12 protein-coding genes are annotated in these 12,384 nt (G+C 64.1%); 4 read left to right on the top strand and 8 right to left on the bottom strand.

Features of this window, described 5'->3' with window-relative positions:
* The first annotated feature begins 3 nt into the window (after nucleotides 1–3).
* Both DIC66_RS16360 and DIC66_RS23775 read left to right on the top strand, forming a co-directional pair.
* The gene (locus DIC66_RS16360; RefSeq protein WP_117179150.1) at nucleotides 4–1,506 is read left to right on the top strand and encodes an FGGY-family carbohydrate kinase; all 1,503 of its coding nucleotides are present in this window, start codon (nucleotides 4–6) and stop codon (nucleotides 1,504–1,506) included.
* 366 nt (nucleotides 1,507–1,872) lie between these two features.
* Nucleotides 1,873–2,190, top strand: a complete 318-nt coding sequence (locus DIC66_RS23775) for a transposase (RefSeq protein ID WP_117179148.1) — start codon at nucleotides 1,873–1,875, stop codon at nucleotides 2,188–2,190.
* Between the two features lie 127 nt (nucleotides 2,191–2,317).
* Here DIC66_RS23775 and ddpX read toward each other — a convergent pair whose 3' ends face one another.
* The 8 genes from ddpX to DIC66_RS16315 all read right to left on the bottom strand — a co-directional run bounded on the left by ddpX (nucleotide 2,318) and on the right by DIC66_RS16315 (nucleotide 10,792).
* A complete protein-coding gene (ddpX, locus tag DIC66_RS16350; RefSeq protein ID WP_117179146.1) occupies nucleotides 2,318–2,884 on the bottom strand; it encodes a D-alanyl-D-alanine dipeptidase in 567 nt (188 codons plus the stop codon).
* A 27-nt stretch (nucleotides 2,885–2,911) separates the two neighbouring features.
* Nucleotides 2,912–4,192 carry a D-amino acid dehydrogenase gene (locus DIC66_RS16345; RefSeq protein ID WP_117179248.1) on the bottom strand — a complete coding sequence of 427 codons (1,281 nt, stop codon included), beginning with the start codon at nucleotides 4,190–4,192 and terminating at the stop codon, nucleotides 2,912–2,914.
* Nucleotides 4,193–4,219: 27 nt separating this feature from the next.
* On the bottom strand, nucleotides 4,220–5,179 hold the full coding sequence (locus tag DIC66_RS16340) for an oligopeptide/dipeptide ABC transporter ATP-binding protein (RefSeq protein ID WP_117179144.1): 960 nt from the start codon (nucleotides 5,177–5,179) through the stop codon (nucleotides 4,220–4,222).
* On the bottom strand, nucleotides 5,176–6,201 hold the full coding sequence (locus DIC66_RS16335; protein ID WP_117179142.1) for an ABC transporter ATP-binding protein: 1,026 nt from the start codon (nucleotides 6,199–6,201) through the stop codon (nucleotides 5,176–5,178). Before DIC66_RS16335 ends, DIC66_RS16340 begins: the two co-directional genes overlap by 4 nt.
* A gap of 1 nt (nucleotide 6,202) precedes the next feature.
* Nucleotides 6,203–7,093, bottom strand: coding sequence for a D,D-dipeptide ABC transporter permease (ddpC, locus tag DIC66_RS16330; protein WP_117179140.1), 891 nt, complete (start codon nucleotides 7,091–7,093; stop codon nucleotides 6,203–6,205).
* A gap of 1 nt (nucleotide 7,094) precedes the next feature.
* A complete protein-coding gene (locus tag DIC66_RS16325) occupies nucleotides 7,095–8,111 on the bottom strand; it encodes an ABC transporter permease (protein ID WP_117179138.1) in 1,017 nt (338 codons plus the stop codon).
* A gap of 93 nt (nucleotides 8,112–8,204) precedes the next feature.
* Nucleotides 8,205–9,743 (bottom strand): ABC transporter substrate-binding protein, encoded by a 1,539-nt coding sequence (locus DIC66_RS16320; protein ID WP_233505965.1) that lies wholly within the window; start codon nucleotides 9,741–9,743, stop codon nucleotides 8,205–8,207.
* 194 nt (nucleotides 9,744–9,937) lie between these two features.
* Nucleotides 9,938–10,792, bottom strand: coding sequence for a MurR/RpiR family transcriptional regulator (locus tag DIC66_RS16315; RefSeq protein WP_117179134.1), 855 nt, complete (start codon nucleotides 10,790–10,792; stop codon nucleotides 9,938–9,940).
* 225 nt (nucleotides 10,793–11,017) lie between these two features.
* Here DIC66_RS16315 and DIC66_RS16310 point away from each other — a divergent pair, with 225 nt between their 5' ends.
* Both DIC66_RS16310 and DIC66_RS16305 read left to right on the top strand, forming a co-directional pair.
* Nucleotides 11,018–11,866, top strand: coding sequence for a D-hexose-6-phosphate mutarotase (locus DIC66_RS16310; protein WP_158558923.1), 849 nt, complete (start codon nucleotides 11,018–11,020; stop codon nucleotides 11,864–11,866).
* Between the two features lie 243 nt (nucleotides 11,867–12,109).
* Nucleotides 12,110–12,382, top strand: coding sequence for a DUF3297 family protein (locus DIC66_RS16305; protein ID WP_117179130.1), 273 nt, complete (start codon nucleotides 12,110–12,112; stop codon nucleotides 12,380–12,382).
* Nucleotides 12,383–12,384 lie beyond the last annotated feature (2 nt).

The raw sequence follows: 12,384 nt of genomic DNA, 5'->3' as shown, positions 1-12,384 counted from the left end.
GCGATGGAAAAGCCATTGGATCTGACCCTGGTCATCGACATCGGCAAGAGCAATGCCAAGCTGCTGCTCATCGACGCACAGGGCGCCGTGGTGGAACGCCACAGCCGTGCCAATGCCAGCGTCACCAGTCCCCTGGGCTACCCGGCACTGGACGTGCAGGGCCTGCAGGACTGGATGCAGGCCACGCTGCGGGCCTCGGCCAACGCGCGGCGCTGTGGCCATGTGATTGCGTCCACCCACGGCGCGGCGTTGGTGGCGCTGGATGAGAAGGCTCTGGCCTGGGCACCGCTGGACTACGAGTTCGAAGCCCTAGCCCTGGAAGGCGCAGCCCACACCGCCTTCGCTGCGGCCAATAATTTTTGCAAAACCCTGTCGCCCGAGTTGCCCGCCGGGCTGAACGCTGCGCGCCAGTTGCACTGGCTGCAAGTCACCCACCCCGAGGCCTGGCGCAGCACGCGCACGCTCATGCCCTATGCGCAGTACTGGGCCTGGCTGCTGTGTGGCGTGGCCAGCAGCGAGGTTTCTTCCTTGGGCTGTCACACGCATCTGTGGAACCCGCAGGCCGGCAGCTATTCCAGCCTGGCCGTGGCCCGTGGCTGGGCCGCACTGTTTGCGCCCCTGCGCCGCGCCTGGGAAGTGTTGGGCCCCGTGGGGGCCGCGCGCGCCGCCGCCTGGGGCTTGCCTGCCGACTGCCAGGTGCATGTGGGCGTGCACGACAGCAATGCCTGCCTGGCGCGCTATATCGCAGGGCACCAAGGCACTGCCACGCCGACCACACACGCCGCTGCAGGGCAGGCCCCTGCGGCAGAGGCGCTGACCCTCGTGTCCTCGGGCACCTGGACCGTGCTGATGGCACCCGGTGCGCCGTCACAGGCGCTTCGGGCCGAGAACGACATGCTGGGTAATGTGGATGTGACCGGCCGCATGACGCCCACCGCCCGCTTCATGGGCGGGCGCGAGTTTGCTGCATTGCTGGACGGTGCCAGCCCGGGTGCCGCCACACCGCAAAGCGCACAAGCCATTCTGGACACTGCCACTTTGGCCGTCCCCGCCTTCTCGCAACACGGTGGCCCCTTCGCGCCGCGCGCGGGTTATGTGGTGCGCGATGGCAAGCACCTGCAAGGGCCGCTGTCGCAGCATCTGGATGATGCCCAACGGGCAGCACTGGCCGCGCTGTATTGCGCCCAGATCACCGCCTGGCTCACCGGGCAGTTATGGAATGCGCCAGACACCATCACGGCACAGGGCCGTGTCATCGTGGAAGGCCCCCTGGCCAGCAACCCGGTCTACATGCAGTTGCTGCAGGCCCTGCTGCCCCAGACCACCTGCTATGCCAGCAGCGACGCTGTGGAAGGCACGGCGCGCGGCGCCTGGATGCTGGCGCACTGGGGTGCGGGCACGCCGGGCGTGGAACTGCAGCGCATCGCTTCAACGGCTTTCCCGGGTTTGCGGGAGTACCACCAGCGATGGCGGGCTGAGGTTAGCGCCCAGACGCCGCATCGATAGAGGGATGTCATCGGCGTCGTGCGAATCGCGCCAGCCCCTGCCGGCGGCAAGCGCACACCCTCTCTTCCAAGTCAGGCACGGGAAATGCCGTCTGCTGGCCTCAGATCAGCGATGGGCACTCTGAATCTGCGCGCCCATACGGCAATAAATTTCTAAAATAGTGTTTTTCAGAATAAATGTTCTATAATTTATTCACTCTGGGTGTGTGAGCCCGGCCTGCATGCTGATTCGGGGCATAGCGCCCCCGGTTGGCCGCGGTCAGCGGGCGAGGAAAAACCAGGGAAACAGGTGTGAAACGTTCCGACACGCTCCTGCCAAAAAGGTTCCATTTTCTGATTCACTTCAGCAACCGACCCATGGTCAGTTATGTCTGCAAAAACAGTGCGCGCAAAGTGGTCGATCGATAGCAGAGCAGAGGCTGTCCGTCTGCTCAAGGGGGGCCAATCCATCGCAGACGTAGCCCTTGGGTTGGGAATTCCCAGATCCACACTTGGAAGTTGGTTGCGCCAAGCGCACGATGAACCGGCGCAAGGCCCAACCGGCACAACCGCCGTTGTGACAGCCGACCAGTTGGAGATTGCACGTTTGCGTGCTGAAATTGCGCGACTAAAAAAGGACTGCGATGCCGCCAGGCAAGCAGCAAGGCATTTCGCGCAAATTACCAACCGGGTGTTGAGCCACTAGCGGGTCTGCCGGGTATTGAGCGACAGTGCGGTCGATCAGCCCACGCAGCCCATGGAGTTGCAGCGCACCGATTCAAAGGCTTTTCCGGAGGTTGAGTGTCGCCTTTGCTTGCCGCACACCAATGCATTCAATTGCTCCGCATGGGGTTGAGGCTGCCCAGGCGCGCGCTGTCAATCAGGGTGTGGTCGTCCTGCATGGGCAAATCGTAATGCCACCATTCATGCGGCAGATGCACAAAGCCCGCCTGCTCCATGATGCCCAGCAACAAGGTGCGGTTGGCCTGTGCTACGGGCGACACCTGGTCCGAGAAATGGTGCGACAGGCTGGTCATGTGGTCAAAGTCGGTGCCCATGTCCAGCTCCGCGCCCTGTGCATCCACCAGGGTCAGGTCGATGGCCGTGCCGCGGGTGTGGTTGGAGCCCAGTTGCGGGTCGGCCACATACAGCTTGTCCACCGCGGTTTCCCACAACTCCACCTGCGCCTCGTGCGGGCGGAAGGCATCAAAGATTTTCAGCTTGCAGCCGGCCTGGGCCGCCAGCTGCACGGCCTTGCGCAGGCACAACTCGGCATCGCGGTGCAGCAGGCACAAGGGGCGCCCGTAGATGGGTTTGCCGGCAATGTTGTTGGAGGTGGCGTACACCAGATCCAGGATGACATCGTGCGTCGCGGCGCTCAGGGGTACCAGGGGATTCATAAACTTCAGGGGTCAAAAAAAAGGGAGTCAGTGGGTGCGCGGGCCGGCAAAGCCCCGCGCGTAACGCGCCATGTCCAGGCCTTGCGGGTCAATGTCCGGCGTGCGGCCCGATAGCAGGTCGGCCAGCAGGCGGCCACTGCCCGCGGCCATGGTCCAGCCCAGGGTGCCGTGGCCGGTGGACAAAAACAGGTTGTCGTAGGGGGTGGCGCCAATGACGGGCGTGCCGTCCGGCGTCATGGGGCGCAGCCCGGTCCAGAACGTGGCCTGGCTCAGGTCCCCGCCGCGCGGAAACAGGTCCGTCACCACATGGTCCAGCGTCTTGCGGCGGGCCTCGCGCAGGCTCAGGCTGTAGCCCGCCAGTTCGGCCGTGCCGCCCACGCGGATGCGCTCGCCCAGACGCGTCACCGCCACCTTGTGGGTTTCATCCATGATGGTGGATTCGGGCGCGTAGCGCGCATCGGTGATGGGCAGCGTGATGGAGTAGCCCTTGACCGGGTACACCGGGATGCGTATGCCCACCGGGCGCAGCAACAGGGGCGAGTAGCTGCCCAGTGCCATCACATAGCGGTCGGCCACCAGCTCGCCCGCATCGGTGCGCACACCGGTGATGCGCGTGCCGTCGCAGGCCAGCCCCTGGATGTTGACGCCAAAGCGGAACTCCACGCCCAGCGCCTCGGCCATCTTGGCCAGGTTCTGGGTGAACTTGAAGCAGTCTCCTGTCTCGTCCCCCGGCAGGCGCAGGGCGCCCACAAACTTTTCCTTGACCAGGTCCAGGGCGGGCTCCACTTTCACATAGCCCGGGCGGTCCAGCAGCTCGAAGGGCACGCCAAACTGGCGCAGAACCTCGATGTCCTTTTCCGTGCCGTCGAGCTGCTTTTGTGTGCGAAACAGTTGCAGCGTGCCTTGCGTGCGCTGCTCGTAGGCAATGCCGGTGTCGGCACGCAGTTCGCGCAGGCAGTCGCGGCTGTACTCGGCCAGGCGGACCATGCGGCCTTTGTTGACGGCGTAGCGCTGCTCGGTGCAGTTGCGCAGCATGGAGGCGCCCCAGCGCCACATGGACGGGTCCAGCATGGGCCAGACCACCAGCGGGCTGTGGTGCATGAGCATCCACTTGATGGCCTTGAGCGGCACGCCCGGGCCGGCCCAGGGCTCCGAGTAACCGGGCGACACCTCGCCGGCATTGGCGTAGCTGGTCTCCAGGGCCGGGCCGCTCTGGCGGTCCACAACCGTCACGCTGTGGCCGGCCTTTGCCAGGTAATAGGCGGCGGTTGTGCCAATGACGCCGCTGCCGAGAATCAGGATTTTCATGTGCATTGCTCCAAAAGATGGTGCAGCTTACTGCCGCACAAAGGAATGCAGTTCGCTGGCCCGGTGGCAGCGCGCCAAGTGGCCGGCCGGCTCCTGTGCAAGCAGCGGCTGCAATTGCTCGCAACCCTCGGCCGCAAAGGGGCAGCGTTCACGGAAAAAACAGCCCTCGGGCAGGCGGCGGTTGCTGGGCAGTTCGGTCTCGCCCACAGCCAGGCCCGCATCCAGCGAGCGCCCGATTTCCGGCACCGAATCCAGCAGCAGCCGGGTATAGGGATGGGCCGGCTGCGACAGCACCGCAGAGGCCGCGCCCAGCTCCACAATCTGCCCCAGGTACATCACCGCGATGCGGTCGCACATATGGCGTATGACCGAGATGTTGTGCGAGATCAGGATGTAGGTCAGCCCCCGGCTGCTGCGCAGCTCGGCCAGCAGGTTGAGAATTTGCGCCTGCACCGAGATGTCCAGCGCCGAGGTGGGCTCATCGAGCACGATCACATCGGGCTGCGAGGACAGCGCACGCGCAATCGCAACGCGCTGGCGCTGGCCGCCAGAAAACTCGTGCGGATAGCGGTCCAGCTGCTCACGCCGCAAGCCCACCTGTTCGGCCAGTTCGCCGGCCAGTTGCCGCAGCTCGGCCGTGCTGCGCTTTTCCTTCAGGAACACCGGCTCGGTGATAACGCGCCACACCGGCAAGCGCGGGTCCAGCGAGGACTGCGGGTCCTGAAACACAATTTGCAGCTTGTGCGCGGTGCCCGCCGACCAGACCATGCGGCCCTCGGTGGGTGCCACCAGATGCGTCAGCACATTGGCCAGGGTGGACTTGCCGCAGCCCGACTCGCCCACCACACCCAGCACCTCGCCACGGCTTACCGAGAGGTCGATGCCGTTGAGGGCATGCACCACGGCCGTGGGGCGGCCCAGCCAGTCGGCGCCCACGGGGTAGCGCACGCGCACGGCGTCCAGTGTCAGTACGGGGTTCGTGTTCATAGGGTCTCCTTGGCAAACCAGCAGGCAGATTGGTGGTGGCTGGCCACTGCTTGCAGCGGCGGCTTGTGTTGGCACTGGGCTTGTGCCTGCGGGCAGCGCGGCGCAAAGCTGCAGCCCAGGAGTGGCTGCGACAAATTGGGCACGGTGCCTGGGATGGACTGCAGCAATTCACCCGGCAGCGCGCACTCCGGCAGGGCCCGCAGCAGGGCGCGGGTGTAGGGGTGCATGGGCGTGCCCAGCACCGCTGCGGTGGGCCCCGCTTCGACCACGCTGCCGGCATACATCACATAGACGCGGTCACAGAACTGCGACACCAGGGCCAGGTCGTGGCTGATGAAGAGGATGGCGGTGCCCAGGTCGCGCGCCTTGGCGCGCATGAGCTGCAGTACCTGCCGCTGCACCGTGACATCCAGGGCCGTGGTGGGTTCGTCGGCAATGATGATCTTGGGGTCGCAGCTAAAGGCCAGGGCAATCAGGATGCGCTGGCGCATGCCGCCGGAGAGTTCAAACGGGTAGCGTTGCAGCACCTGCTCGGGGTCGGCAATGCGCATGTCGCCCAGCAGGCGTATGGCCAGGGCGCGCGCCTCCTGCTTGCTGCAGGGGCGGTGCAGGCGAATCACTTCGAGCATCTGGCGCTCGATGCGCTGGGTCGGGTTGAGCGCGGTGAGCGGCTCCTGGAAGATCATGGACACATCGCGGCCACGGATGTCGAGCATGTCCTGCTCGCGCGCGGCCACCACATCGCGGCCCAGCAGCGTCACAGAGCCGCCGGTGACCTGGAAGCGCCCCTCGGGCAGCAGGCGCATGGCCATCATGGCGGTCACCGATTTGGCCGAGCCCGACTCGCCCACAATGCCCACGACTTCACCGCGCGCAATGCGCACCGTGACACCATTGACCGCGCGCACGGCGCCTTTATAGATGGGGAACTCAATCGACAGGTCCTGGATGTCCAGCACCGTTTGCGGGGTGGTGGTGGCGGTGGCGGAGGTGGAGGATGAAGGAGAAGTAGAGGTGTGCATGTCAGCGGCCTTTCTGCTTGGGATCGAGCAAGTCGCGCACACCGTCACCCAGCAGGTTGAAGCCGGTGGCAGTGAACAGGATGGCAAAGCCGGGGAAGGCCGAGTACCACCATTGGTCCAGGATGTAGTTGCGCCCGGTGGACACCATGGCACCCCACTCCGCCGTGGGTTGCTGCGCACCCAGACCGATGAACGACAGGGCCGAGGCCATCAGGATGGCGCCGCCCAGGTCCAGCGTGGCCTGCACGATCAGGGGCGGCATGGCGTTGCGTGCCACATGCCAGCGCAGCACCTGCCAGTTGGAGGCGCCAAATATTTTGGCCGCCTTCACATAGGGCATCTCGCGGATGGTCAGGGCCTGCCCGCGGGCCAGGCGCACATAAAAGGGTATGCGCACCAGCGCCATGGCCAGCATGGCATTCACCAGGCTCGGGCCCAGGGCCGCCGCCAGTGCCATGGTGATCACCAGCGAGGGCACCGACAGTACGATGTCCATGATGCGCATCAGCACCGTGTCCACCCTGCCGCCCATGATGCCGGAGATGCAGCCCAAGAGCGTGCCGCTGATGCCGGCAATGGCCACCACAAAAATGCCCACCCCCACCGACAACTGCCCACCATAGACCACGCGGCTGAACAGGTCGCGGCCCACCTCGTCGGTGCCAAACCAGTGGGCCGCACTTGGGGACAGCAGGCGCATCTTGAGGTTGATGGCATTGGGGTCGTGCGTGGCCACCCACGGGGCGCACAGCAACAGCAGCAAAACGGTGACGATCATCACCAGGCCCAGCAACGTGAGCGGGCTGCTGCGCAGGCGGTGGAACAAAAAGGCCCAGTCAAAGCCGCTGGCGGGAGCGGACAGGGTGGGTGCCATGGCTGTAGGGCTGCTCATCTCAGTTCACTCCTTGGATGCGGGGATCAATCAGCATGTAGACCAGGTCCACGGCCAGGTTCACCAGAACGTAGGCAAACGACACCACCACGGCAAAGCCCATCACGGCGGGGAAGTCCAGCGACTGGATGGAATTCACCACATAGGCGCCCATGCCGGGCCAGGCAAATACGGTTTCGGTCAGCACCGCGCCGTACAGCAAGTCGCCCAGCGCCAGGCCGAGCACGGTGACCGAGGGAATCAGTGCGTTGGGCAGCGCATGGCGGGCAATCACCTGCCATTTGGAGATGCCATTGGCGCGCGCCGTGCGCACATAGTCCTGCTGCAACTCATCGAGCATGGCCGAGCGGATTTGCCGCGCCACCACACCCAGGTGAATAAAGCCCAGGGTAAAGGCCGGCAGGATCAGGTGCTTGAGGGTGCTGACAAACGCCGGCCAGTCTCCTGCCAGCAGGCTGTCCACCAGGTACAGGCCGGTGACCCGCACGGGCGGCAGCATCTCCGAGCCAATGCGCCCGCCACCGGGCAGCCAGCCCAGGCTGCCATAAAAAGTCATGATCAGCAGCAGGCCCAGCCAGAAGGCCGGCGTGGAGATGCCGGTCACAGCCAGCGTGCGCACCACGTGGTCAATGGGCCGGTCGCGGTAGACCGCAGACAAAACGCCCAAGGGCGCGCCCACCAGCACGGCCAGCAGCAGCGCCACCAGGGCCAGCTCCAGCGTGGCCGGGAAAAAGATATTCAGGTCTTCGGCCACCGGGCGGTTGGTGCGCAGCGAAGTGCCCAGGTCCCCCTGCGCCGTGCCCTTGAGGTACTTCCAGTATTGCTCGGGCAGCGGGCGGTCCAGCCCCATCTGCACCCGGATGCTTTGCACCACTTCTTCGCTGGCGCGTTCGCCGGCCACCAGCCGGGCCGGGTCGCCCGGTATCAGGTGCGAGATGGAGAAGGTGATGACCGAGACGCCCAGCACCACCAACAGGAGGAAGACAAGGCGCTTGCGTATGACATTGACAAAGGACATGGCGATCTTTCTGGATCAGGGACAGGGACGGATCCGGGGCGGCGGGGCAGGGCTGACAAACGCGTGGTCTGCCAGCCCGCCCCGCCACGTTTCCTAGCGCGACTTGGACATGCCGCCAAAGTTGTAGATCTGCTCCAGCATGGGGTTGAAGACAAAGCCGTTCACGCTGTCGCGCCGTGCGATCTGGCTGTTCTTCTGGTACAGCAGCACATAGGGCGCGTCCTGCACCACGATGTCCTGCGCCTGCTTGTAGAGCTTGACGCGCTGCGCCTGCACGGTTTCCGAGGCCGCAGTGCGGATCAGCGTGTCCACCTTGGGGTTGGAGTAGAAAGCCCGGTTGCCGGCCATGCCCTGTTTCTTCGAGTCAAACCAGAAGTTCATGAACATGTAGGGGTCGGCAAAGTCGGGGCTCCAGTTGCCCACGGCAATCTCGAACTCTCCCTTGCCCAGGCGTTCGCGGAAGGCGGCCTGCGCAATCTTTTCCAGCTTGACCTCAATACCCAGCGGGGCCAGGTTGGCCTGCAGCGTCAGGCCAATAGGCTCCCAGCGTGGGTCCTTGTCGGAGTACAGAAAGCTCAGCTTGTTGGGCTTGTTGCCGGCCTTGGCAAACTCGGCCTTGGCCTTGCCCAGGTCCTGCTTGAACTGGAACACGCTGGCGTCCGATCCCCACATGCCCACCGGAATCGGGCCGCGCAGCTGCTTGGCCTTGCCATCCAGAATGCCGTCGATGATGCCGGTGTAGTCCATCGCCCAGGAGATGGCGCGGCGCACTTCGGGCTTGTCCAGGCCCGGCTTGTTGTTGTTCAGGTACAGGATGGTGGTGCTCAGGCTGGGGAACTCTTCGATCTTGAGTCCGGGCTTGCCCTTCATGGCGCTGAGCTGGTCGCCCGGCAAGTCCTCGGCGATGTCGAGGTCACCGTTTTCCAGCTGCAGGCGCCGTGCCGAGGCCTCGCCCACAATCTTGATGCGCACCTTGGAGAACGCCACCTTGGGTCCGGCAAAGTGGGGGTTGGGCTCCAGCACCAGGGACTGGCCCTTTTCCCAGCTGGCCAGGCGGTAGGGGCCCGAGCCTGCGGTGTTGCCCGCCAGCCAGCCCTTGGCCGCGTCGCCGTCACGCACTTTGGTTTCCACCTTGGGGTTGACAATGCCCGCGCCATTGTTGGCCAGGGTGTAGAGGAAGGGCGTGTAGGCCGAGGCCAGCTGGAAGCGCACGGCCATGGGGCCGGTGACCGTGACCACCGTGTTGGCCGGGAAAGCCTCCGAGGGGCCTTGCTTGAGGCCAAACATGCGGTCAAACGAGTACTTGACCGCTGCGGCATCCACGCCAGTGCCATCATCAAACTTGTTGCCGGACTTGAGTTTGAAATCCCAGGTCAGGCCGTCCTTGGACACCTTCCAGCTCTCGGCCAGTTCGGGCTCCACTTCGGTGCTGCCCTTGCCATCTACCGACTTGTAGCGCACCAGGCGCTGGTACGCGTGGTAGGAGGCGGTCCAGTCGTTGTTGTCCATGGTGACGCCGGGGTCCAGCGTTTGCGGGTCGGCCGTCTTGCCGATTACCAGCACGTCTTTGGCACTCTGTGCCAGCACCGGTGTGGCGCTCAGTGCCAGGGCCGCCAGCACGGTTGCCAGCATGCTGGATGGACGAAAAGGAACATGCTTGCGCGATGCTACAGCTCGGTGGTCATGGGTCATCTATCACTCCTTCTGCTTAAAAAACGGCTCCGTCAGACCATCTGACCAAGCCCCCTACAAAACACCAGCCAACAGTTCCCCCTGCGGCGAAAAAGTGCGCCGCAAATATGTGCGAAACGGGGGGGAATGCCGGGCTACTTCATGTACTGGCCGAACAGCTCCTGCGCCTGGGACAGGAGCTTCATCTGCTCGCGTACGCTGTCGCCCAATTCGTCAATCACGTCCTGGATCAACAGGTTCAAACTGAAATGGATGGCCGTGGTGGGGCGGAAGAAAAAGCCTTCTTCGGAAGGCAGTGCCACCACATACGGTGTGATGGCGGCGGCCCAGTCGCACAGCTCATCGCAGAAGATCACCACATCGGCGCCGCGGTCGCGCGCGGCCTTGGCCAGCACCGGCCCGTTGCGGCCGTAGCGGTAGGTGTCAATGATGATGAGCGTGCGCCGGGGCGCCGGGTCGGTCAGCAGCCGGGCGTAGACCCCATCGGTGCCATCAAGCTCATGCACGTTGGCGCGCACATAGCCCAGGCGCTGCACCAGGCCGTTGGCCAGATAGCCCATGGTCTGAAAGCCCGTGGCATACACGCTGTCGGAGCGCGCCACCAGGCCCACGATGTCACGCCAGAAGGGCTGCTGGCAGACCTCGCAGGCGCGCAGCGTGGCGGCCGCAGCACTTTGGTAGTGGGCCTCATGGTCGGAGGCGGCGCGCGAGCGCTGGAAGTCGTCAAAGCGCTTGCCGATGGTGCGCAACTCGCTGCCATAGAGTTCGTTCTTGAGTGCGTCCTTGGCGGCCGCAGCACTCTCAAAGCCCAGCTTCTTGAAGAAGCGGGTCACCGTCATGGGGCTGACATGGGCACGGTCGGCAATGGTGCCGCTGGTGTCTACCAGGAGGGCGGTGGGGTGGGCCACGAAGTAGGCCGCAATGCGTCGCTCGAGCTTGGTAAACACGTCCTGCCGGTCGTTGACCAGCGCGATGAATTCATTTTCCATGTCTGTTGAAGGCCGCCGTGTTTCACTTGTTGGTGGGGTGAAGGCATTGCAACAGGTATTTATCTAACATTCCATAACAAAAGATACAGATGAAACATTTTTTGGTTTCAGAGCCACACAATGGAAAAGACTCAATCGCCATTGCACTGCCGCTGGCATGAATGGAATGATGGACAGTGGAAGTCAGCCGGCGATGCAGAACCCAACGCCCTCCTAAAATACTTCATGCCCCACATCGAATCCTGTCTCTTCCACGGACTGCCCGCAGTCCGCCTGTCTGCCCCCGATGGCAGCACTGCCACCATCACTTTGCACGGCGCCCATGTGGTGTCCTGGAAGACGCCGCAGGGCGTGGAGCAGCTGTACCTGAGCCCCAACACGCGCTTCGAGCCGGGCCAGGCCATACGCGGCGGCGTGCCGGTGGTGTTTCCGCAGTTCAACACCCGCGGTGTGTTGCCGCGCCACGGCTTTGCGCGTACCTGCCGTTGGGCGGTGGCAGAGGAGCCGAATGCAGATGAGCAGGCCTGCAGCGTCACCCTGGCCCTGCAAAGCCACAAGGTTATCAAGTCGCTCTGGCCGTATGCATTCGCCTGCGAGCTCACCGTGGCGCTGCAGGACAGCAGCCTGGTGATGAAGCTCACCGTGCGCAACCTGGGGCAAGAGCGCTTTGGCTTTCAGGCCGCGCTGCACACCTACCTGGCCATTGGCTCGATTGACAGCGTGCAACTCACCGGCCTGGACGGCTACACCTTTGAAGATTGCACCGAGGCCGGTGGCAACACCCTGCAGCCGCACACGGCCCTGCAAGCGCATGCCGCAGTGGACCGCATTTACTTTGATGCGCCCGATTCGGTGCAACTGCAATCGGCCAACGGTCATCTGCAATTGCAGCAGAGCGGATTCAACGACTCCGTGGTGTGGAACCCCGGCGGCTTTGGCGCCAATGCGCCGCCCGATTTGCCGCAGGACGGCTACAAGCATTTCCTGTGCATTGAGGCTGCGCGCATCGGCAAGCCGGTGGTGCTTGACGCAGCCGAAGTCTGGAGTGGCAGCCAAACGCTGCGGGTGGCTTGAACACACAGGGCGCCATGCCTTGACGCGCCAGCGGCCTAGCACAGGAAGCCCGCCAAAACGCAGACGGCAGGCAAGAATAAAAAGCCCTGAATTTCAGGCCTGCCTGCCAAACAGGCAGCCTAGGGAAAGCCAATACCCATGCGGTCTGGCGGGGTTGTCCTTGGAGTTATCCCCAGAGCGTTCCACAGAAAGTGGGGACGGGAGCGCAGGGCTTGCACGGTGGTTTTGGCCGATAATCGTGGTATGAGCGAAGCCCCCACCCAAGCCCCTGCCGATATCCCCGCACGTCCGGCCTTGCCCGACCACCTGTCGGCCGATCAGCGCAGTCCGCACCACCTGGCCGCCGTGTTTGAACACGACATCGGCATCCGCCTCAATGGCAAAGAACGCACCGATGTGGAGGAATACTGCATCAGCGAAGGCTGGGTGAAAGTGCCCGCAGGCAAGACCCTGGACCGCAAGGGCAAGCCCCTGCTGATCAAGCTCAAGGGCACGGTCGAAGCCTATTACCTTTGAAG

Source organism: Rhodoferax lacus (assembly GCF_003415675.1).
Lineage (GTDB): Bacteria > Pseudomonadota > Gammaproteobacteria > Burkholderiales > Burkholderiaceae_C > Allorhodoferax > Allorhodoferax lacus.
Note: the sequence above shows the minus strand (reverse complement) of the source record. Positions and strands in the feature narration are given on the sequence as shown.

Bases quoted from the DNA above. Each gene is read 5' to 3' on its own strand.
- ddpC (WP_117179140.1), bottom strand. From the start codon at position 7,093: ATGAGCAGCCCTACAGCCATGGCACCCACCCTGTCCGCTCCCGCCAGC.
- DIC66_RS16340 (WP_117179144.1), bottom strand. From the start codon at position 5,179: ATGAACACGAACCCCGTACTGACACTGGACGCCGTGCGCGTGCGCTAC.
- DIC66_RS16315 (WP_117179134.1), bottom strand. From the start codon at position 10,792: ATGGAAAATGAATTCATCGCGCTGGTCAACGACCGGCAGGACGTGTTT.
- DIC66_RS16335 (WP_117179142.1), bottom strand. From the start codon at position 6,201: ATGCACACCTCTACTTCTCCTTCATCCTCCACCTCCGCCACCGCCACC.
- DIC66_RS23775 (WP_117179148.1), top strand. From the start codon at position 1,873: ATGTCTGCAAAAACAGTGCGCGCAAAGTGGTCGATCGATAGCAGAGCA.
- DIC66_RS16310 (WP_158558923.1), top strand. From the start codon at position 11,018: ATGCCCCACATCGAATCCTGTCTCTTCCACGGACTGCCCGCAGTCCGC.
- DIC66_RS16320 (WP_233505965.1), bottom strand. From the start codon at position 9,743: ATGCTGGCAACCGTGCTGGCGGCCCTGGCACTGAGCGCCACACCGGTG.
- DIC66_RS16305 (WP_117179130.1), top strand. From the start codon at position 12,110: ATGAGCGAAGCCCCCACCCAAGCCCCTGCCGATATCCCCGCACGTCCG.
- DIC66_RS16360 (WP_117179150.1), top strand. From the start codon at position 4: ATGGAAAAGCCATTGGATCTGACCCTGGTCATCGACATCGGCAAGAGC.
- DIC66_RS16345 (WP_117179248.1), bottom strand. From the start codon at position 4,192: ATGAAAATCCTGATTCTCGGCAGCGGCGTCATTGGCACAACCGCCGCC.
- DIC66_RS16325 (WP_117179138.1), bottom strand. From the start codon at position 8,111: ATGTCCTTTGTCAATGTCATACGCAAGCGCCTTGTCTTCCTCCTGTTG.
- ddpX (WP_117179146.1), bottom strand. From the start codon at position 2,884: ATGAATCCCCTGGTACCCCTGAGCGCCGCGACGCACGATGTCATCCTG.